The following is a 20,731-nucleotide window of genomic DNA, read 5'->3' on the forward strand; positions in this document are numbered from 1 at the left end:
AGTATGGACGATTCCCATTCTGATCCCGACTCTGACGATGATGGAGACGAGCACGATCTCATCGAGCAGGCCCGTTCTGCGCTTGCGGCAGCGTACGTTCCGTACTCCGAGTATCGGGTCGGTGCAGCACTCGAAACCACTGATGGGACCGTTTTCACGGGTTGTAACATTGAGGTTGCTAACTACTCGAACTCGTTGCACGCCGAAGAGGTGGCCATCTCTGAGGCAGTCGCGAGCGGCCACCGCGAGTTCGTTCGGATTGCAGTCTCGTCGAGTGCACGCGACGGTGTCACCCCGTGTGGGATGTGTCGACAGACACTTGCTGAATTCTGTGATGACGACCTTCTCGTGCTCTGTGACGACGGCGATCACGTGAATGAATACACGCTTGGCGAGCTACTGCCGGAGACGATTTCACGCGGGATGCTCGAAGCGGCATCCGAGTAACGCGAACGGCTGCTCTGTCGAAGGCAGACAACAGAGTATTTGACCAGCGATGGATAGACGAGACGTATGACTGACGAGACGGAGACAGAGTACCACATCGAAGTCGGACCGAACGACGTTGCCGAAACCGTTCTACTGCCGGGCGACACAGAGCGTGTTGAGAAAATCATCGACACCTGGGACGAGGCCGAAGAGGTGGCGAACCACCGCGAGTACCGTACCGTCACCGGCACGTACGACGACGTACCCATCTCGGTCACGTCGACAGGAATCGGTAGTCCTTCTGCTGCGATTGCCGTCGAGGAACTCGCAGCCGTCGGCTGCGATACGTTCATTCGAGTCGGTTCCTGCGGGGCCATCCAACCGGATATCGAGATCGGTGATCTCGTCATCACGAGCGGTGGTGTGAGATTGGAAGGAACCAGCGCAGCCTACGTTCGAGACTCGTATCCTGCTGTTGCCGACTACGAGGTCGTTACTGCGCTCGTCGCGGCCGCCGAACGACTCGAATACGATTATCACGTCGGATTGACTGCGAGCACCGATAGTTTCTATGCTGGACAGGGACGCGAGGGATTCGGCGGCTATCAATCGCCGGATGGGCAAGCGCTCTACGAGGAGTTGCTGAACGCCAACGTGAAGAACTTCGAGATGGAGGCAAGCGCCATCTGCACGCTCGGAAACGTCTACGGTCTTCGTGCAGGAGCGGTTTGCACGGTCTACGCTAACCGAACGACCGACGAATTCCGCGTTGAAGGCCAATCACGGGCTGCGAAAACGGCTTCCCTCGCAGTTGCGCTCCTTAATCAGATGGACGAAGTCAAACAAAACGCAGGCGCGGATCGCTGGCACGCGGGGCTCAGTATCGATTCTATCTGATCACCACATCGGAATCGTCTGATCAGACGATCCAGCAGCTTCTGTCGAAGAGTGATGGTCGCTACTGTTCGGGATACCTACTGTTGAGGTATCTCGATGAGGAAATCACAACTTATCCACCAAGAAGCTAACCATCATATTTCTATAAATATTTATAATTGTATATAATTGAAAATTATTAAGATATTCACTCGGTGAAAATTTTCACTAGTTAATTACACTTCCTCTGGGACCAATAGTCATACTACTAAGAGGCAACCCATGCAAATGGCCCAATCAATCAACGGCGCATCCACTGTGATATCGACCGTGATAGGTCTTGATATGGGCTGGTGTGTGGTAATTCAGTCTGTCTCTTAGTAATAGGTGAATAAAATGAAACAAGATAAACAAGACGTCCCAGTCAGAGTTGATACACCCGACGCAATTGCCCGCCAGCAGATGGGTTTCGGTGACGCAAGCGAGTACGGAGAACTCAGTGGAGAATACTTTACGCTCGCTGCCGGGACAGATATCACACCGCTCTTAGAGGGTCTTGAGAATGATCTCTGTCAGTGCCCACACTGGGGGTACGTCCTAGAAGGGACGCTCACCGCCAGCTATTCTGATGGAAGCGAAGAAGTGACTGAAACCGGCGATCTCTTCTACTGGCCGCCGGGTCATACGGTCAAAGCGAACGACAACGCTGAGATCATCATGTTCAGCCCGCAGGACGAGCACGCTGCAGTCATCGAACATATGCTGGAAAAAATGAGCGAGAGTGCGTAATGGGATTGTCCACCGCAACACCACCGGATCAGGATCAGAACCAGGAGCTGGTTACGAAGGTTGCGTGTCCTCACTGTGAGCAACTGGTGACCGCCTCGATACCGGATCGGGAAGTCGACCCGACAGTGAGTTCATACGTCGCTGCATTCGGCGACCACAGCATCGTCCACTGTCCAAACGGGCACAAATTTTGGGTATATTATTGCTGAGCTCCGGTGTCTTCTCTCCTGTCGATATTTTTTGTCCAGACGAAGAACTTTATACTGCGTATGAGAAGACATAACATGGATTCCGCGATTCAGGCGATCGAGTTCCTGGCGCGGTCAGAACACCGTGTCATGACGTTGGAAGCCCTCTCCGAAAAACGACACGATCGGCGTGATCTGTGTGCTACAACGGGGGCTTCAGACCCAACGATTGGACGCGTTGTTCGAGATTTCGAGAACCGCTCGTGGATTATGCGCGATGGTCCACACTACGAGCTCACGCCATTGGGCGAGTTTGTGACTGATCGGTTCTTCGAACTGCGCGAGGGAATGGAAACGGGTGAAACACTTCGTGAGGTCTGGCAATGGCTGCCTCAAGAGATGGATGAGTTCACCGTCGAATACTTCGAGGACGCTGTCGTTGCGTATCCCGGTCCGAACTATCCGTATACGCCTGTTGAGCGTGTCACTCACCTCCTTGAATCGACTGAATCCATTCGTGGGCTTGGAACAACGGTCTACAAGTCGGGAAACCTTGAGGTGTTTTGCCGGCGGGTGATCGAGGGGATGGAGATGGAGTATATCTACTCACTTCCAATCCTCAAAGCAATCGTCGACTGGAATCCTGATCTCATAGCCCAAGCCTTCGAGTGTGACAACTGCACCGTCTTTCTGCACGACGCTCTTCCAGACGACAATCGATGTGGACTCAATATTATGGACGACTGTATCGGTATCTGTGGACACGATCCCGAAACTGCCCAACTTGAGGCTGTGATCGACACTGCCACTCCCGAGGCCCGCGAATGGGCCGAAACTGTGTATGAGGAGTGTCGGAAGGAAGCACGACCATTCGAGGCTCAGGAACTGGGTGTTGCTGGTTCAAACTCATGTGAGAGTCCCCTCCGCGTCGAGTCTCAGTAGCTACTATCTGAAGCTGGAGTTGATCGGTGTCGACTAGTTTAGGATGAGTCTAGTCCCGTGCTTTGGCATTTTTCACTTCTTCTGAGCCACTACGACCAGCCGCTCAGAATTCTCATCGTAGTCGTCTTTCTCGAAATTCCCGTAGACATCGACGGTATCGAATCCGACGCTTCGTAGCAGTTCAGACAGCTCGAACGCAGAATACAATCGGTGTGAGACGGTAAACTCTCGAACTTCGCCATCATCGACGATAATCCACCGATTGTCGACCCAGCTCCAATCGTCACTGATCTCGTGTTCTTCGAGCATGTATGCCCCGTCGCGTTCCTCCCACGTTCGCTCCTCAAATATTCTGGCGAGAATCTCCTTACTCGCGAGACTCATGACGAGCGTTCCACCCGGTTTCAGGGATTCGTAAAACTGCAGTGCCGTGCGCTCATCGTCGTCCCGTTGCTCGAAATAGCCGAATGAGGTGTATAGATTGAGTATCGCATCGAATGACTCTGGCCGTTGGAACGTCCGCATGTCCTCGTGAACGAACTCGACTGAAACTTCCTCGTCTCGTGCGCGTTCTTTTGCCTTCGCCAGAAACGGAGCGGTGGCATCGACTCCCGTCACGCAAAAGCCACGCTTTGCGAGTTCGACAGCGTGCCGTCCGATGCCACACGGTACGTCCGCTATCTGCGCATCTGCTGTGAGATCGAGTAACGAAAGCAGTTGTTCGATCTGCTCAGGTGCCTGCTCAATTGTTTCTGGTGGGAAAACAAAGTCCTGCACTGTCTCCCAAAACGCCTCATCTTCGTGCCACACCGGCTGATCCATATTCCATGGTACTCCTCATTTGATATATTGGTGATGATTGTACAGACGTCTCTGTTGGACTAAGACAATTTGAAATATATGAATATTGACAGTGTGTGGGCTGACTCGGCCAGCAATTCACTCAGATGCTAACCTTCTCGAAATCAGAACGCGATTGGTGGACGGATTTTCCGAATGATACAGATAAGACAATAATTTGACCGTTTGAATCTTTATAGTCTCGTCTCTGTTCTTATTTGTATGGATGTGGATACTAATATTGAGAAGGAGCCTGATGGCGGAGGAACCATTGGAATTAATCAGCGAGAACTCTACATCGTCGTCCGAACCGCTGTCAAGGACGCGTTGATGGACGTACTGGGTACTGTCTTGCTCCTCGGATTTGCGCTTCTATTCGTATCAATTGGTGCCCAACGTCTTTTTGATGCGTCGTCCACCGGTGGATCCGCTCTTGGCGGTAGTATCGTCATTCTTGGCTTTGTACTAGCTGGAGCAGCGCTCGATCTGATCCCATCGATCCGTGCATTAACCCAGTGATCTAGTAATCAGTATTTTTGACCCCTCAAAGTCGGTCATCATCGATCGGATCACGAAGAAATAACATCAAACGGCAACGCCGCCAGACGCGGTGCCGACTGTGCGTATATATCCGCGTCGGAGGGTACGTTTGCAGGATTCGAATTAGCTCACTCGAAGGGAGTCACTATCGCGGCTCGTTCACATATCGGGCCACGCTTTCGCGGCGCGGCCGAGTCCGGTGATACTGTTGATCCAGCGAGTAGCAATGACTTTCTTCAGCGTTTCAGCCGCTCGGCCACCGAACGTGTCCATGGGCACACCAACAACGTTGTGCGCGACAGCTGCATCTCCAATGGAGATCAGCGTTCCTTTGTCTTCGTAGGTCCACGACGTGAGCGGTTGGTTGCGCATCGACCGTCGAATGTTCTCTCCGATGACTTCGGCTGCTTGCCACGCTGCTTGTGCGGTCGGTGGCGCGGGATCGCCGCCGGTCTGATCAATGAGTGCCGTATCGCCGAGAGCGAACACCCGATCGTCGCTCGTTTGGAACGTCGAGGAAGCGTGGAGCCGGTGGCTCCGGTCATCTTTCCCGAGATCGATATCTTCTGTACAGTCTTGGCCGGTGATCCCGCCAGTCCAGATCAGTATGTCGTAATCAAGTTCCGTGTCATCGCCGATGTACACGGTATCCTCGTCAACGGAGGTGATGAACTCGCCCGTCATGATCTCGATGCCACGCTCATTAAGCATCTTCGTGAGCTTGCCTTGTACCTCGGGGTCTCCCGGTGGGAAGACGTTATCCAACCCTTCGACGAGGTGGATGTCGAGTGGTGCGCGGTACTGTTTGCGGAACTCAGCGATCTCTCCCGCACTCTGGATTCCCGAAAGTCCGGCCCCACCGACAACAATCTTTGCGGGGTCAGTACGAGAGGCTTCCCTTGCAGCTGATTTAATCTCGTCGTGGATCGACAGCGCGTCGTCAAGGTTCTTCAGCGTGTACGAGTGCTCTTTTAGCCCATCGATACCGAAAAACGCAGTCCGTGACCCGATGGCGACAACACAGTAATCGTAGTCGACTGACTGACCATCCTCAAGGTGAACCGTCCGCTCATCACAGTCGAGACCAGTCACTGTTCCTTGCACGAACCGCGTACTTGGCTTCTTAATCTCGTTAACTGGAATCGAGACCTTCTCGCTGACCTCCGGGTTGCGGATACAGCGATGTACTTCGTGCAATACGAGATGGTGATCGACGTTCGAGATCCACGTAATATCCGCCCGATTGCCAACCTCTTGCTCCAAACTCTTGATAGCACCCGCACCGCCATACCCAGAGCCGAGGATGACAACGTTCTCTGTCATGTAACGAGATCCGATTTCCTGCGATACAAAGGCTTTGGAACGCCTTTCTGCGTTCATCCTGTGAACATGGCACTCACTGATGGCCTAAGTCCCTTGAACAGAGCCGACGACTCCAGTATGAACGCTGATTGGTGCAGAAAAATTGTGGGAGGGATATCAATAGAACTCCCCGGACCGATCGATCAGTGCCATCGATTGGCGTTTCGAGATGATGACCGATCCCAAAGCGCGAGAGACGGTCGTTGTCGTTAGCTCAGTGGTCTAGTGGTCTGGAGCCTCAACTGGCGCTTCCATCATCGTTGTCGAGATGATGAGTACGTTGTCTGTCTCGTCTTTGCCGTCTACGACGCCTTCGATTTGGAGTTTCGATCGAGGAGTCGGTCCAACGATGATTTCGTCACCGTCGTGGAAGTTTTTGATCGAGCCGTGAAGACGAACCTCTGCTCGACACAGATCTGGATGGTGGACGCTCGTGAGATCGATTTCCTGCACGTTTGCGTCCTCGATGTGTTCGCCGTTGTGCGTCAGTGGTACGTTCGCTGGTTCGTCAAGGTCCTGAACGCCAAGGGCTTCGTAGGCGTTAGCGGTCGGTTTATAGCCACCTTTTGGTCCGGGAACGCCTTCGACGAGTTGAAGCGCTTTGAGGCTCTGCATTTGATTTCGGATTGTTCCCGGATTTCGGTCGACGCCGTTGGCGATGTCTTCGCCTTTTACGGCCCGTTCACTCTGACTGTACAGGTTAATCAGCTCTCGAAGGATGTCCTTCTGACTGGTCGTGAGCTCGATTGACGACATGCTGGATCCTTTGATACGGCCTCTGATAAGTCTCGCGGTGAGCTTTCTCCATTCTCTGTGTGCGTGCGCGATCGATTTGCGTTGTACTCAATATTGACGAATTCGAATAAAATCATAGACAGTACGAACAGTTCAGGCCATGGATATTACGACAATGAAGGGGGATTGAAACAATGGTCCGGTTCGATTGATACCGGTATACCTCGGATACGATACGAAACGTTTGAACCACGAAGGGACAACGCGTTCTCTTGACCGGTGGTGCAGGATTCATCGGATCGAATCGGCGTACAGCGAAACACCATTCGATGGCTGCGTCCACGACAGGCTCGCTGACAGCACGACGATGATCGAAGCAATCGGCTGAAAGCCACAGATCAGCTTCGACGAGGGTATTCAGCGAGTCTGTAAACCGTACGTGAGTTACCAACGACGCATGGAGAGCAAAAAGAGAGCAGACTAGGAAATAGAGAGATCGAGTTTGCTATAGTACCACCGGGGATAGCGTGAGCCATGCCACGATCGATTCGTGTTATTGGTGTTCCGATGGATCTCGGAGCAGACCGACGAGGAGTTGACATGGGGCCGTCAGCCATTCGGTATGCAGGACTGGCTGATGCGTTCGATGCGCTTGATTACGGTGCCACCGACATTGGTGATCTGGACGTTGTTCACCCCGAACTCGGTGACCCAGACAGTATTGAACCGTCGACAGGGCGAGCGAAATACCTCGCCGAAGTGCGCGAGCTGTGTGTTCAGTTAGAAGAGACCGTTGCCGAGACACTCGCTGATGGCACATTTCCGCTCGTGCTTGGCGGCGATCATTCGATCGCCATCGGTTCTGTTCGCGGGAGTGCGCGCGACGGTGACATTGGCGTCGTGTGGTTCGACGCTCACGGTGATTTCAACACCCCAGCGACGACTCCGAGTGGGAATGTTCACGGGATGCCCCTCGCTGCTCTCCTCGGTCGCGGAGCGTTCTCCGACGTTGACTGGACAACTGCGCCAATCAATCCAGAAAACATCGCACTCGTCGGGGTTCGAAGCCTCGATGCAAGCGAACGCAAAGCACTGCGCGACAGCGACGTCACGGTGTTCACCATGAGCGATATCGACGAACGGGGTGCGACTGCCGTCACCGAGGAAGCACTGTCCATCGCAAACGCTGCCGATGGCGTCCACGTTAGCCTTGATCTCGACTGGCTCGATCCACAGGAAGCCCCCGGCGTCGGTACCCCTGTCCGTGGTGGTGTCACCTACCGCGAGGCCCACGCCGCTATGGAGGTCATCGCGGACGCGAATCTCCGCTCGCTCGAACTCGTCGAAGTGAATCCCATCCTCGATCAACACAACCAGACCGCAGAACTCGCGGTCGAACTCACCGCAAGCGCGCTCGGAAAACGGATTCTGTGACTATCGTCCTACTGCGATGTCGTTCTCGTTGAGTTGCGCTTGTCGTCTGATTCTGTCTGATTCATGGCGTTAGTTCGTTTGCGAGCCGTATCGACCCACGATGGTCGTGGGATAGTCGCTGAATGAATATCGTTGTACGAAGTGGAGAGATGTATCCGCTGTGTCGTCACGTTCGGCCCCGAGAGTGTCGTATTCATGTGGTGTTCGTGAACGAGCCCATTTGAATCGACGAGAAGCCATTGGGTTGCGTTATTCTGGTTGTCGGATGATGAAACGGCGTACTCCGAAGAAACCGGCCCCTCGATCCGGTAGTAGGTCGAGCCGTTTCGATCGTGGGGGGTCACTTGTGCTTCGACATCAGTGAGCGTGTTTTCGATCATCCATCCCCTGCTCCACTGGAACGAATCGACGGGACTTGGCGGGTTCGCCCGATAAGTCGTCGTATTGTTGGCGAATATCTGCCGCTGATACCAGTGATCAGCCGTGTACCATTGTTCGTACGTGACCATTCTCGTTTCACTATCGTCCCTGAACGACGGTGAAAAATTGGTGCGAGAGTATATTTTGAACTGAGGTGAAGAGACGCTCTCAACGATTGTTTCACTCGAAATCCATTCTCTCACGGTACCGTTGGGATAGCGATACGTTCGATTCGTTTGAATCGTGAACGTCGTCGAGTTGAGCGCGCGGGCGTGGGCGTGTGCCAACGTGCTCGCATCAACCCCGACGGGAAACACGCCCGGTGCAAGCTGTCCGCTCGAGGTCTCTATTGTCGAATCGGTCGGTACGTCCGCCGGAGTAATCGTTGAATTGTCCGATGATCCAGCGGGGAGACCGTTACAGCCAGCGAGAACGACTGCGAGGAGTACCACGAAGCGGAGGGCCAATCGAGACATCTTTCCGATTATGAACGGACTGGATATTTAATCGTTCATATTTCCTGTTTGATGAATTGTTCAGAGACGTGAATCCGCACACTCATCACAGTTCACCCGTATGATCGGTCATGAGCCGTCGGGACGTGCGCGAGACCTACGATCGTATCGCGGAACACTTCGCTCAGACCCGGGCGTACGCGTGGCCCGATGTCGAACAGTTCATCGAGAGTGAATCTGATCGGTCGGTCGCGCTCGATCTCGGCTGTGGGAACGGGCGTCACGCCCAACTGCTCGCAGAACGAGCCGAAACAGTCGTCTGTGCCGATTTGAGTCGACATGTGCTCGAAGAAGCCCGTGATCGCACCGAACGTCAGGCTGCTCTGGTGCAAGCCGATGCGGCCGAACTCCCCATTCGATCGGAGCGCGTCGATCTCGCGGTCTACATCGCAACGATTCATCACCTTCCATCGCGCGCGTTACGGAGACAGAGCCTCGACGAACTCAGCCGCGTGCTTACACCGACCGGTCGAGCCCTCGTGAGCGCGTGGAGCACCGAACACCGCACGTTCGATGCGACAGACGGATTCGACACGACAGTCGACTGGACGCTCCCCGACGGCGAAATCGTCGAACGATTCTACCACATCTACGATCCAGACGAGTTCGAGGCAGACGTTCGTGACAGCGCACTCACTGTCGAAGAGGTGTTCGTCAGCGAAGGGAACTGCTATGCCGTCGTCGAAACGAACAACCAGTAGGAAGCCAACGCACTGGCTGGTCTGACGACTGTCGATGATCATACTTATTAGTGGCCGCCTCCTCAGTCGCAGACACAGCCAGCGTGAATCGATCTACGCGTTGATGGACTCACGATTCACGACTCGAAACGCGTGGATGCGATGAAAGCGTTGCCGGAAAGCACCGGTGGTCTAGCGGCAGGACATGGGCCTTCCAAGCCCATAGCCCGGGTTCAACTCCCGGTCGGTGCATACCCATACACCTTCTCCGCACACATTCAGTTTTAGTAATATAGACAGACGGAGCGTACGTACTGTACAAAGACGATTCGTCAGTCGTCGGCCACACTCGGTTGTACTTCTGGGGCCGGTTCGACGTGATACATCGCTACGAACGTGAGCGTGGCGACCACGATGAATCCCGCCGCGGTGAGAAACGCGACAGAAACGCTCGTCGCGTCCCAGATGACGCCGACGGTAACCGGACCGAGAACTTGCCCGATTTTCCACGCAATTGAACGCAGAGAGAGGCTCCCGGCGACTGCATCGAAGTGCTCGCCTTCCTCGACGAACAGCGCCATGCTGGCTGGGAGCCGGATACTATCGGCGATTCCGCAGATACCGTATGCCACGAAGAGAACGAAAAACGCCGGCACGAGGGTGATGCTGGAGGTGCCTTCCGGAAGTGCGAACGGGACGAGTGCAGCCGGGGCAATTGAAACGGGATCGGCAATGAGGTCAGCGTAGCCAGCAAGCGGAATCATCGCCGTCCCGAGCGCGTAGATGAGCGCCCCGCTAATGACGAAGTAGTGTTTGTGCCCAACCCGATCCGTGTAGCCGCCAACGATCCCCTGCGTCAGTGCCTTCGTGAGTTTTCCACCAGCGAGAATACCGCCAACGAGGACTGGTGCCATTCCAAACGCCGTCCGGGCGTAGATCGGGACGAAAATGATGATCGCCATCTTTCCGAACGAGAGGCCGAGGCGAAAGACGACGAGTGCGCGGATTGCCGACCGGTCGAGAAGTTTCCGAAACGTCTCTAAGCCGGTTGCCTGTTCGGGGTCTTTCTTCCCTCCGGGGTTATCGCGGATGAACAAGAACGCCCCAACGGTAGCGAGGAGCGTGATTGCGGTCAGGACGGCGTAGGTCTCCTGAAAGCCATATACCGTGAGGAGCATCCCACCGATGACATCGCCCGCAAGCGAGGAGAACGCCCCTACCTGATTGTACGTCCCGAGCCACTGCCCTCGCTCATCATCCGGAGAGACGCTTCCGACGACTGCCGATCCAGTAATCCAGAGGATGCTCGCACCGAATCCCTGAAAAACGCGTATAAGGAGGACATCTGCGACTGATCCGACCTGCCCGTAGCCAATGAACACGAGGACATTGATTAACAACCCGACGACGAGCACCCGTTTTGCGTTGTGGGTGTCTATGTATCGCCCAAGTGGAAGAACGATGACGAGCTGTGCGATCGCGATCGACGTCCCAAACAATCCCTCAACGCTGCTCGTCGTACCGAACTGATCGGCGTACAGCGCGAGTGCGATGAGGATCGTTGAGTACGCCTGCGCACGGGCGAACGCAGTTCCCGATAACGCGAGGAACTCACGATTTCTGAGCAGTGATAGTGAGCCGCGAGACACAACACACGAAATTTCGATAGAGATCCCTTTAAACCCGTCAATTCCGGAAAGAATGGAGGTGACCATCAAATGAATGCGATCGACGCACAGCCCGTCCTTGCCACCATTTTATGTCATAGCTTTCCTGTATCATCCGCGTGCTCGAGATGTATCTCAGTTTTTATCTTTATCGGTTGTCACGTGGATGAACGCGCATATTCACTCGTCCTGGGTCGAGCAGCACGGATGGTGATGGATCGATGGATTCGGTTACGCGATCGAGTTTGGCACGCTGTGTAAGCGTCGCGAGTGCGAGTTTCAGTTCAGTCATCGCAAACCGCATCCCAATGCAGTGGCGCGGTCCACCGCCGAACGGGAGATATGCGTATTCAGGACGACTGGTGGTCTCTGTCCAGCGCTCGGGAGTGAACGAATTGGGATCGTCCCACCAGCGTGGATCTCGTTGGACATCGTACGTTGCAAGCTGCAGCGTCGCATCGGAAGAGATTCGATACCCACCGAGTGTGGTTTGCTGGCGCGGCTGACGATAAATGATGTAAACAGGAGGATAGAGCCTGAGCGTCTCTTTGATGACGTGTTCGGTATAGTCGAGCGAGTCAAGGTCGGTGGCTGTCGGACGGGAGCTACCGCATACCGCGTTCAGTTCCCGTTCGAGGCGCCTCCGAGTAGCCGGGTGATCCGAGAGCAGCCAGAGCGCGTACGTGAGTGCGAGTGCTGTCGTCTCGTGACCGGCGAATAAGAAGGTGACGAGCTGATCTCGTACCATCGACTTGTCCATCGCATCCCCAAAATCGGTATCCAACAGTACTGCCAAAAGGTCGTCGTGCGCATCAGGCCTATCGTCTCGTTCAGCAATCAACGTCTCGATAAGCTCGTCTAGATCAGCCATCGCGCGATCGAATCGTCGCTCGGTTGGCGTCCGTGGTGCCCACTCCGGGATCAGTGTCATTGCTCCGGTAATGTCCACTCGATCTGCGATAGCATCGACAGCGTTTCGAACGACGGTACCGCGGCGGTGTCCATCGAGATCGATATTGAACACAGTGGACGCAAGAATTGAGAGCGTGAGTTTCGAGCACGCTTTTCGAAGGTCGATCGTACCTTCCTTCTCCCACGAGTCCGCGGTGGCTGCGGTTTCAGCCACGATTGTATCTGCGTACGTTCGGATGCGGTTGGGGGTGAACACAGGTTGGAGGCCAGAGCGCTGGCGCTGCCACTGCTCTCCTTCGGCGAACGCGATACCGTTTGAGGCGAACACGTCCCCAAACTCCATTTCGATCTGTCCCTTCCAGAAGACATCGTTGCGCGAAACCAGAACCGACTCGATCAGTTCCGGATCGTAGACGACGACAAACGTTCTCCCAATCGCGTTGTACGCGACAACATCACCGTATTCGTGAAGTGATGCTGAAAATTCTAAACCGTCTCGAAGAAAGGCAATCGTATTACCGACCACCGGAAGGACCTTCGGGCCGGGCGGGTGCGTGCCATTCGATCGGTCACTCGCTTTTCTCTCCTCACAACGCCTCCCGTCCCCTTCATCGGTCCACTCCGTCGTGCAGTCTGTCGTATCGTTCATCAATCGTGCATTGACGATGATAGCCCGTCGGTATTGCCGCGAAACACTGAACTTTTTTAAGTAAAAACAGTCGTACTGTGCGATCGATCGACCTCGTTCTGGGACTTCCCGAATCGATGCAACTGCCCGTGCCAGCGTCCGTATCGACAGCTGCGGTGGTACGCGAGGAGCTGCTTTCGTGGCAGATTCACGAGGAAACCGATGTAGTTTGCTTTCTGTCGCTCGTTATCGGTGAAATGGATCCCATCCAGACGGCGGTCGACGATCTCGACGTTGTCCATCGGTCCGACTTCACTGTCGTCGATGACGATACGTTCTACATCTACGCCGAGATGGATGTTCGCGCGGTCGACCGGAGGCTCTGGTCTGCTATCGATCGTCGTGCAATCCTCGTCCCTCCTATCGTTTACACAGACGATGGAACGCTTCAGCTAACGATCCTTGGTGACGAGGAGGCACTCAGTCGGACTATGAATCGCGTTCCAGACGAGATCACGGTGAATGTCACGCGTGTCGGCGAACATCGCCACTCGATTGCATCGCTTGCAGGTCGACTCACTCATCGTCAGTTCGAGGCTCTAACAGTTGCGCGTGATCTTGGCTATTATGAAGTACCGCGCAAGACTGCCCTCAGTGACGTTGCATCGGAGCTCGACTGCTCAGAAAGTGCCGCCTCGACACTGCTCCGGAAAGGAGAGCGAACGCTCGTAAACGCTGCTCTGGGCAACTGATAGTCCCACAATGCCATCAGGTCACACTCACAGTCACCAAACGAAGTGGACGAGTATCCACGCGAATCCGATCGCCACGCCGGCTCCAGTGAGATTCCCAACGGCATTGAGCACTGCGTGGGTTCGATCATCTGACTCCCAGAGACGTATCGTCTCGTACGAAAACGAGGAAAACGTCGTGAACGACCCACACGCGCCGGTTCCGAGGAGCAACAACAGTTGCTCGCTCGCACTGGTCAATGTGAGGATCGCCAGCACGAAGCTCCCGACGACGTTCACGATGAGCGTTCCAGCAGGAAATCTCTCGGTATCGATCCATTCACTGACGGCATACCGCAAGAGTGCACCGAGTGCACCGCCAGTTCCCACGATGTGTGCGGGTTCGATCGTCGTCACGCTACTGCACCTCAACTATCCGTGCGAATTCTCGTCCGAGGAGGACAGCACCGAATCCGAGGGCGTAGTTAGCGAGGACGTTGGCGAGCATCAAAATCGGTGCAGAAACGAGTGCTGTCTGGAGTGCGAACGTGCTGTATGTGGTAAACGAAGAGAGAAATCCTGTCGCGGCGACCCAGTGCGTCTTGCTCGATAGGAGCCCGCTGTACATCGCTTCGTACAGAATGAATCCGAGCACGAAACTACCGACTGCGTTGGCAACGAGCGTTCCCGGTGGCCCCGGTAGTAACCCCGCGACGAAATATCGCAAATTCGATCCCGCGAATCCACCAATTCCGACGAGTACAACGGGTTCCAGCCGAATCAAAAAATGCTCATCTGACATGTATGGAGAGAACCATCAATAGATGTCTTCGGAGATTGGACGAGACAGTCTCTGTCACTCGTATGAGTCGTCTAGCTTACGTATTGATATGTGCACTGAAATCAATCGACGACGTACGCAGTACGCTCTTGACAGTTCGCATTCGGAATTTCTGTTGAATAATACTGACCATGCCGTAGCAAGCTCCCCGGTGGCTTGTGACTGTCTCCGAATATTCGAGCATCGAGCTTCGAGCTGTAGGTTATTTCACCACAGACTGCAGTTACAGTTCGATACGTTCGAGAAGCGCGTCTTCGCGGGTATTCATGGCGATAATTCGAATGTATTCTTCGATACGTGATTCATTAAGCTTCGCTTTCAGGAGCTCGTCTACCTGATAGACGCCAGCAGCGTCGGTCATCGTGATCTCGACGAGGACAGGATACTCGTCTCCTTCGAGGAGCGCCACTTGTGCGATAGCTTGACTCGAAAGGGTATCGATGCCACGGCCGCCCTGATTATAGGGCATACGCGATCGGCCACGTTCCATGTCAAGCGCATCGGCGACTCGCAAGACGCCTGCTTCGACGGTGAGCGGTTGTTCTTCGGTATGGTGACAGAGGATCGCGTGCAGAATTTCGCCTTTCATTCGGACGAGTTCAGGGATTTCGTAAAACTCACCCAACACACGATCGAGAATATCGGCAGCAAGCGGGATGGAGTAGTATGGATGTCTATCGCGGTGGACGACGTGTCCGATGTCGTGGAGCACAGCAGCGAGCGCGATGATAACCGCTTCGTCGGCCTCGTCGAGATCATGCTGTCTCGCGCCGTTGAACTCGACGCCGCCCGCTTTCAGGAGATCGTACAGACAGAGCGCACGATTGCGGACGATGCTGATATGCTTTTTTCCGTGGTCGTTGTATCCCTTTCGAGTGACTGGGTTGACGTTCTGCGCTTCGAGGTAGGCCGATATCTCTTCGTCGTCGTCGACGTAATCGAGTATCGCGTTCACTCGTTTATCGGGGAACGAGTGGTCCGCGTCCGGGTCGTACGTACGGCCACCGTTGTCCCGCAGGTCGGCTTCCATACTCCGTCTGCGGTCGCCAGCGCGAAAAAAATTCGTTTTCACCAACTGATATCTAGTGATCGAAGTGTCTTCGATCAGTGACTTAAGCCGCCTGTGCAGCCTCTGCGACTTCGTCGTAGTCGGGTTCGACACCAGGGTCGTCGCTGACCCACTTGTAGGTGACCTCACCGTCTGTATCGATTACGAAGACAGACCGCTTGGCCACGTTGTATACGCCGAGCTGTTCGAAGTCCATCGAAACGTCGTATTGGTCGATTAGCTCGCTGTTCGAGTCACTGACGAGATCGAAGTTTAGACCGAGTTCGTCTCGGAAGGCGTTCTGTGCAAACGGCGAGTCAACGCTTACCCCGTATACGCGCACGCCAGCGTCGGTGAATTCATCGAGCCGGTCGTCGAAGGCGGACATCTCGTGGGAACAAACGCTCGTGAACGCCCCAGGGAAAAACGCGAGAACGACAGGTCCGTCTTCGAGTGCGTCAGAGAGGGTAAACGAGTCGACATCTCCGTTTGCGAGCGGTGCAGTGAAATCAGGTGCAGTGTCGCCAGAGTCAGGCATCGCGCTTGGCTACAGGTGATGGAGGTAAATATCTCTAGCAGATCTACTTGGCGCGCAACCGGAAACCCAACTCCGCCGAGCAAAAGGCCTATAGTCTGGAGTTCATAACCCTCTGGTAGAGATGCCAACCAGCTTCGTACCCCTGTTCCCGGGCCTCCCCGGTGGGCCGGAAATGATCGTTATCCTGCTCATTGTGGTCCTGCTGTTCGGAGCAAACAAGCTTCCGAAACTGGCACGCTCCAGCGGGCAAGCCATGGGAGAGTTCAAGAAAGGACGTGAAGAAATCGAGGAGGAACTCAGCGAGATTCGAGATGATTCGGTCGGTGACAGCGGCGATTCGTTCGAACAGAGCGAGTTCGAGCAGAATCAGCCCCAGCATTCACAGGGCCAAAACCAACCGCCGAATCAGAACCAGCCGCCAAATCAAAATCAAAACCAAAACCAGGGACGTCGTCCACAGAACGAACCCCAACGATCTCAGAATCAGCGCCAGCAATCGGGTGGCAATGATTGGGGTTCCCCCGCGACGAGTAGAGAACGCGACCGACGATAGCGTATTACGCTGCGCGGTGAACTAATCGTCCTTGGCTACAAAGTGTGCCCACCGAGACGGGGTGCTCTCGCTTTCGATAAATGATGAACAGACTACACTTATCGTCAACAGGGTGCACGTCTATTCGTAACCGTTTTTCTTCTCCCAGCGAATTTCTTGCCGGGGCGTGTGGCCTAGTGGACAGGGCGAGAGGTTCCTAACCTCTAGATCGCGGGTTCGAATCCCGTCACGCCCGCTTTCGCTATCGTCGTTAATTTTCATAATATATCGACAAATGACGAACATAATTTCGTCAAAAACTTATAGTAGACGAACCATTCGACCGTCATGGTTGGTGTCGGCATCGACGCGATCGAAATTCATACTGGTAAGTTGTGTCTTGATCTTGGAGAAACGTTTGCTCCAGAGATGGGTGATGACCCGGATAAGTATCGGAAGGGTCTCGGATTGTATACGAGTTCATTCCCGGACTCGTACGAAGACATCGTTACGATGGGAGCAAACGCGGCCCATCGATTGATGAAACGAACGGGCCGCACGCCGGCCGATATCGGGCGGATTGATGTTGCAACAGAAAGCGCATTCGACAATTCAAAGCCAGTCTCGACGTATATTGCAGGCTGCTTAGAGCAAGTTTTCGAGACGACGTTCCACCACGCTAACAAAGGTGAGCGGAAGTTCGCCTGCATTGCAGGAACACAGAGCCTCGATGATGCGTACAACTGGATTCGTGCGGGTCGTCACCGTGGTCGGTCGGCGCTCGTCATCGCAACGGACACGGCTCTCTATGCTCGTGGTGACGCGGGAGAAGCGACACAAGGTGCTGGAGCCGTGGCGATGCTCATCAGTGAAGACCCATCGCTCGTCGAACTGAGCCCTGAACAGGGATACGGAAGCGCTGACGAAACGGATTTCTTGAAGCCGAATCAGCAGTTCCCGAGTGTGGACGGAAAACGCAGCGTGCAGGTGTATCTCTCCCGAATGCGGGAAGCGCTTCAGGATTATGAGTCTGTCGCGGGTGACACTCACCCGGACGATTTCGCCTTTATCCCCTTCCACACCCCGTTCCCGGGGATGGTCAGGAAAGCCGGGCTGTTGGGATACCGGCACGTGATTCGTGACACCGGTGTCGAAGAGGAACTCGCCGCCGAGATTGGCCGTCAGCCCCGGCCAGAGGCGTTCGATGACGACCAAACGTATCTGGACGCTGTGAGCGAATACACAGACGCGCTGAAGGAGACAACGCGCTATCAGGAGTGGTACGAACAAGTAATCGAACCGACGCTCAATATATCGCGATACGTCGGCAACTGGTACACTGGATCGGTTCACGTCGCGCGTGCAAGCGCACTCAAACACGCACTCGAACAGGACCGCGAGCTGACCGGAGACCGTCTGCTTGTTGCATCATACGGAAGTGGCGCACAGGCGGAGATCCACACGGAAACCGTTCAGGATGGGTGGAAGGAGGAAATCGCTGCGTTCGACATCGATGAACATCTCGATGCACGCCACGACATCACCTTCGAAGAGTACGAGCGTATTCACGACATCCACAATCACGACATCAAATCCGAGGATGTCGAAGAGTTCACGACACCGTCAGATGAGTTTGTCTTCGACGGCTGGGGTCGGATGGGAGAGCGAAAGTACAAATTCGTCTAATTGTAAAATTAAAGTCATATAAGCAGATTAGCCCTCCAATGATAGGATGGGTCAGCGAATCGTAGCGGTAGTTCAGAGACCGTGATTCACGGCCAACTTCCAGCCTGCTCGAACGCGCTTGCGACACGTTCGATAGCGACGACGTAAGCAGCGGTTCGGAAGGTTGGAAGATCTCTGTCCTCGTATGCAGAGACGAGGCTGTCGAACGCTTCAGTGATGACTCGTTCAAGTTCGTTGTTGACACGCTCTTCGGTCCAGTAGAAGCGCTGGCGGTTTTGTACCCACTCGAAGTATGAGACAGTAACGCCACCAGCGTTGGTGAGAATATCCGGAAGGACCACGACGTCTCGCTCCGAGAGGAGATCGTCCGCATCGGGGGTGATCGGACCGTTCGCTGCCTCTGCGATCACATCTGCTTGCACGTCGAGGGCGATCTCGGCGTCGATCGCGTTTTCGAGCGCCGCAGGCACGAGGAGATCGACATCGAGCGTCAGTAGCTCCTCGTTCGTGATCTCTTCGGTTGCTCCCTCGTAATCCGTGACTGATCCGGTCTTGTATTTACGGTCCTTAGCTGCGTCTGCATCGATCCCATCCGGATTGTAGATGGCACCACTGGAATCAGACACGGCGACGATAGTCGCGCCGAGTTCGTCCTGCAGGAGTTGGGCGGCAATCGATCCCGCGTTGCCGTACCCCTGCACGGCGACGGTTGCTCCGTTCATCTCTCGATCCAGATACGAAAACGCCTCACGGGCCGTGAGCATTGTCGAACGACCAGTCGCCTCGACACGTCCTGCACTACCACCGCTATCGAGGGCTTTCCCGGTAATAACGCCCGGTTCGGTCGTGTTTTCGAGCGTCTCGTACGTGTTTTTGATCCAGTTCATCTCTCGCTGGCCGGTGTTCACGTCCGGTGCCGGTATGTCGCGGTCTTCACCGATGAAAGGACGGAGTTCCTTTGCAAACGAACGCGTGATACGCTCTAACTCCGCTGTGGAATACTCCTGTGGATCGATGACGATTCCACCTTTCCCACCGCCGTACGGAATGTCTACGACCGCACATTTGTAAACCATCCATCCCGAGAGTGCTTTCACTTCGTCCCGGGATACGTTCGGGTGATAGCGGATACCACCCTTGTACGGTCCTCGATCACCATTGAACTGCGATCGAAATGCCTTGAACACTTCTAGCCGACCGTCGTCCATCTCGACTGTCAGGTTCGCCTCTAGAACGCGCTCAGGATGCTTCAGACGCTCAAAAACCCCGTTGGGAACGTCCATGTCATCCATGTACGCCGACGCGAGGTCTAATTGCTCTTGGAGACTCGAAAAGGGATTCGCCTCTGCAGGCATATTCTCACGTGGGTAAGTCAGATGTTAAGCGTGTCGGAGGTCACAAACTCTGGTACCAATAGTTACATGATTTAGCGAACGTTAACATGGTAATGCACAACATCCTTGGTACACTATATCATAATATTATTCACCAGTGATTTACTCGTAGTCGATGCGTTCGAGGATGTTCTTTGCGCGAGAAATAAGCGGCGCATCGATCATTTCATCATCGACACGAAAGACACCGCCATCGTGTTCGTCACGTGCAGCGAGTACTCGCCGCGCCCACTCGATCTGCTCGTCAGTCGGCGTGAACGCGTCGTTTATCACCGGAACCTGTTCCGGATGGATCGCCATCTTCCCATCGTAGCCGAGATCACGGGCGAAGGCGGTCTCATCAGCGAGTCGATCGGTGTCTCCGATATCAGTAAAGACAGTATCGATAGCGTCCACACCGGCTGCACTCGCCGCGAGAACGACGTGCTCGCGGGCGTAGAGGACTTCTGTTCCGTCCTCCGTTCGATTCGCACCGATGTCTGCCGAGAGATCTTCTGCGCCGAACGCGATCGCAGTCGTTGCGGAGGCAGCGGCGATCTCTTCGGCGTGGAGCACGCCAGCAGCAGTCTCACAGAGCGCGAGTACAGGAACATCAACATCTCGTTCTGTGAGAAGCGCCGAGAAGTCGTTCACGTCCGCAGCGGATTCGGTCTTCGGGAGCATTGTGCTGTCGAGACGGGCCGAGTCGTCAGCGAGAAACGCGAGATCATCGTGTCCAGCCACGCGCACACAAACCTCACAGTCTGGATCGAACGCTGGATCGGTCAGTACCTCGGCAACTGCTTCCCGGCCAGCCTGTTTATTCGTCGGCGCAACGGCGTCTTCGAGATCGAACACCACAACGTCAGCGCCCGTTCGAGGTGCCTTCCGCATGAGTGTTGGCTGATCACCCGGAGAGAACAGCACGCTTCGTCGCGGTCGCGGTCGTGATCGAGGTTGCGATGACGTTCCTGCCATGATACCGCTATATCGTGGGAGTGTCTTGAATCCCGCCGGGAAGATAT

22 protein-coding genes, 2 tRNA genes and 1 pseudogene are annotated in these 20,731 nt (G+C 54.8%); 13 read left to right on the plus strand and 12 right to left on the minus strand.

All coding sequences use genetic code 11. From position 1 onward, the window contains the following. Positions 1-3 precede the first annotated feature (3 nt). The 5 genes from cdd (at position 4) to MW898_RS00140 (ending at position 3,224) form a co-directional block, all read left to right on the plus strand. Positions 4-447: a cytidine deaminase gene (cdd, locus tag MW898_RS00120; protein WP_248903446.1), complete on the plus strand. Its 444-nt coding sequence runs from the start codon at positions 4-6 to the stop codon at positions 445-447. A gap of 66 nt (positions 448-513) precedes the next feature. Further along, entirely contained in the window at positions 514-1,326 is an 813-nt protein-coding gene (locus MW898_RS00125; RefSeq protein WP_248903448.1) for a nucleoside phosphorylase, read from the plus strand. A 375-nt stretch (positions 1,327-1,701) separates the two neighbouring features. Next, on the plus strand, positions 1,702-2,094 hold the full coding sequence (locus tag MW898_RS00130; RefSeq protein ID WP_248903450.1) for a cupin domain-containing protein: 393 nt from the start codon (positions 1,702-1,704) through the stop codon (positions 2,092-2,094). Continuing rightward, positions 2,094-2,303, plus strand: a complete 210-nt coding sequence (locus MW898_RS00135) for a hypothetical protein (RefSeq protein WP_248903452.1) — start codon at positions 2,094-2,096, stop codon at positions 2,301-2,303. Before MW898_RS00130 ends, MW898_RS00135 begins: the two co-directional genes overlap by 1 nt. Before the next feature lie 75 nt (positions 2,304-2,378). After that, positions 2,379-3,224: a helix-turn-helix transcriptional regulator gene (locus MW898_RS00140; protein ID WP_248903454.1), complete on the plus strand. Its 846-nt coding sequence runs from the start codon at positions 2,379-2,381 to the stop codon at positions 3,222-3,224. A 72-nt stretch (positions 3,225-3,296) separates the two neighbouring features. On the opposite strand, the gene MW898_RS00145 is transcribed toward MW898_RS00140, so the two are convergent. Beyond that, positions 3,297-4,046 carry an SAM-dependent methyltransferase gene (locus MW898_RS00145; RefSeq protein WP_248903456.1) on the minus strand — a complete coding sequence of 250 codons (750 nt, stop codon included), beginning with the start codon at positions 4,044-4,046 and terminating at the stop codon, positions 3,297-3,299. 240 nt (positions 4,047-4,286) lie between these two features. Between MW898_RS00145 and MW898_RS00150 the strand changes: the two genes are divergently transcribed. Continuing rightward, positions 4,287-4,583, plus strand: coding sequence for a hypothetical protein (locus MW898_RS00150; RefSeq protein ID WP_248903458.1), 297 nt, complete (start codon positions 4,287-4,289; stop codon positions 4,581-4,583). A 180-nt stretch (positions 4,584-4,763) separates the two neighbouring features. Here the strand turns inward: MW898_RS00150 and MW898_RS00155 are convergent, their stop codons facing one another. Beyond that, a complete protein-coding gene (locus MW898_RS00155; RefSeq protein ID WP_248903460.1) occupies positions 4,764-5,927 on the minus strand; it encodes an NAD(P)/FAD-dependent oxidoreductase in 1,164 nt (387 codons plus the stop codon). 261 nt (positions 5,928-6,188) lie between these two features. Then, the gene (locus MW898_RS00160; RefSeq protein WP_248903462.1) at positions 6,189-6,722 is read right to left on the minus strand and encodes an HTH domain-containing protein; all 534 of its coding nucleotides are present in this window, start codon (positions 6,720-6,722) and stop codon (positions 6,189-6,191) included. A gap of 513 nt (positions 6,723-7,235) precedes the next feature. Between MW898_RS00160 and rocF the strand changes: the two genes are divergently transcribed. After that, positions 7,236-8,135, plus strand: a complete 900-nt coding sequence (rocF, locus tag MW898_RS00165) for an arginase (protein ID WP_248903464.1) — start codon at positions 7,236-7,238, stop codon at positions 8,133-8,135. An 8-nt stretch (positions 8,136-8,143) separates the two neighbouring features. On the opposite strand, the gene MW898_RS00170 is transcribed toward rocF, so the two are convergent. Next, the gene (locus tag MW898_RS00170) at positions 8,144-9,031 is read right to left on the minus strand and encodes a DUF7537 family lipoprotein (RefSeq protein WP_248903467.1); all 888 of its coding nucleotides are present in this window, start codon (positions 9,029-9,031) and stop codon (positions 8,144-8,146) included. Positions 9,032-9,141: 110 nt separating this feature from the next. On the opposite strand from MW898_RS00170, the gene MW898_RS00175 reads away from it, so the two are divergent. Both MW898_RS00175 and MW898_RS00180 read left to right on the plus strand, forming a co-directional pair. Next, complete coding sequence (locus tag MW898_RS00175; protein ID WP_248903468.1) at positions 9,142-9,771, plus strand: class I SAM-dependent methyltransferase; 630 nt, start codon at positions 9,142-9,144, stop codon at positions 9,769-9,771. 160 nt (positions 9,772-9,931) lie between these two features. Then, positions 9,932-10,002, plus strand: a tRNA-Gly gene (locus MW898_RS00180). A gap of 80 nt (positions 10,003-10,082) precedes the next feature. Here MW898_RS00180 and MW898_RS00185 read toward each other — a convergent pair. Further along, positions 10,083-11,465 carry an MFS transporter gene (locus tag MW898_RS00185; protein WP_248903470.1) on the minus strand — a complete coding sequence of 461 codons (1,383 nt, stop codon included), beginning with the start codon at positions 11,463-11,465 and terminating at the stop codon, positions 10,083-10,085. 100 nt (positions 11,466-11,565) lie between these two features. Continuing rightward, positions 11,566-12,978, minus strand: a complete 1,413-nt coding sequence (locus tag MW898_RS00190; protein WP_248903471.1) for a cytochrome P450 — start codon at positions 12,976-12,978, stop codon at positions 11,566-11,568. Positions 12,979-13,055: 77 nt separating this feature from the next. On the opposite strand from MW898_RS00190, the gene MW898_RS25920 reads away from it, so the two are divergent. Continuing rightward, positions 13,056-13,709, plus strand: coding sequence for a helix-turn-helix domain-containing protein (locus MW898_RS25920; RefSeq protein WP_248903473.1), 654 nt, complete (start codon positions 13,056-13,058; stop codon positions 13,707-13,709). 33 nt (positions 13,710-13,742) lie between these two features. On the opposite strand, the gene crcB is transcribed toward MW898_RS25920, so the two are convergent. From crcB to MW898_RS00215, 4 genes are all read right to left on the minus strand, one after another. Then, on the minus strand, positions 13,743-14,105 hold the full coding sequence (gene crcB, locus MW898_RS00200; RefSeq protein ID WP_248903474.1) for a fluoride efflux transporter CrcB: 363 nt from the start codon (positions 14,103-14,105) through the stop codon (positions 13,743-13,745). Position 14,106: 1 nt separating this feature from the next. Continuing rightward, positions 14,107-14,490: a fluoride efflux transporter FluC gene (locus tag MW898_RS00205; RefSeq protein WP_248903475.1), complete on the minus strand. Its 384-nt coding sequence runs from the start codon at positions 14,488-14,490 to the stop codon at positions 14,107-14,109. A 262-nt stretch (positions 14,491-14,752) separates the two neighbouring features. Continuing rightward, complete coding sequence (locus tag MW898_RS00210) at positions 14,753-15,559, minus strand: HD domain-containing protein (protein ID WP_248903476.1); 807 nt, start codon at positions 15,557-15,559, stop codon at positions 14,753-14,755. Positions 15,560-15,641: 82 nt separating this feature from the next. Further along, a complete protein-coding gene (locus tag MW898_RS00215; RefSeq protein WP_248903477.1) occupies positions 15,642-16,115 on the minus strand; it encodes a redoxin domain-containing protein in 474 nt (157 codons plus the stop codon). 121 nt (positions 16,116-16,236) lie between these two features. On the opposite strand from MW898_RS00215, the pseudogene tatA reads away from it, so the two are divergent. From tatA to hmgB, 3 genes and pseudogenes are all read left to right on the plus strand, one after another. Beyond that, positions 16,237-16,426: pseudogene (gene tatA, locus MW898_RS26155) on the plus strand (twin-arginine translocase TatA/TatE family subunit); the annotation flags it as partial. Between the two features lie 404 nt (positions 16,427-16,830). Continuing rightward, positions 16,831-16,903, plus strand: a tRNA-Arg gene (locus MW898_RS00225). Positions 16,904-16,995: 92 nt separating this feature from the next. Continuing rightward, positions 16,996-18,333 (plus strand): hydroxymethylglutaryl-CoA synthase, encoded by a 1,338-nt coding sequence (gene hmgB / locus MW898_RS00230; RefSeq protein WP_248903478.1) that lies wholly within the window; start codon positions 16,996-16,998, stop codon positions 18,331-18,333. Between the two features lie 86 nt (positions 18,334-18,419). On the opposite strand, the gene MW898_RS00235 is transcribed toward hmgB, so the two are convergent. Both MW898_RS00235 and MW898_RS00240 read right to left on the minus strand, forming a co-directional pair. Further along, positions 18,420-19,688, minus strand: a complete 1,269-nt coding sequence (locus MW898_RS00235) for a Glu/Leu/Phe/Val family dehydrogenase (RefSeq protein WP_248903479.1) — start codon at positions 19,686-19,688, stop codon at positions 18,420-18,422. Positions 19,689-19,829: 141 nt separating this feature from the next. After that, the gene (locus MW898_RS00240) at positions 19,830-20,684 is read right to left on the minus strand and encodes an HpcH/HpaI aldolase/citrate lyase family protein (RefSeq protein ID WP_248903480.1); all 855 of its coding nucleotides are present in this window, start codon (positions 20,682-20,684) and stop codon (positions 19,830-19,832) included. Positions 20,685-20,731 lie beyond the last annotated feature (47 nt).

It is taken from the genome of Halocatena marina (assembly GCF_023276375.1).
GTDB classification, from domain to species: Archaea; Halobacteriota; Halobacteria; order Halobacteriales; family Haloarculaceae; genus Halocatena; species Halocatena marina.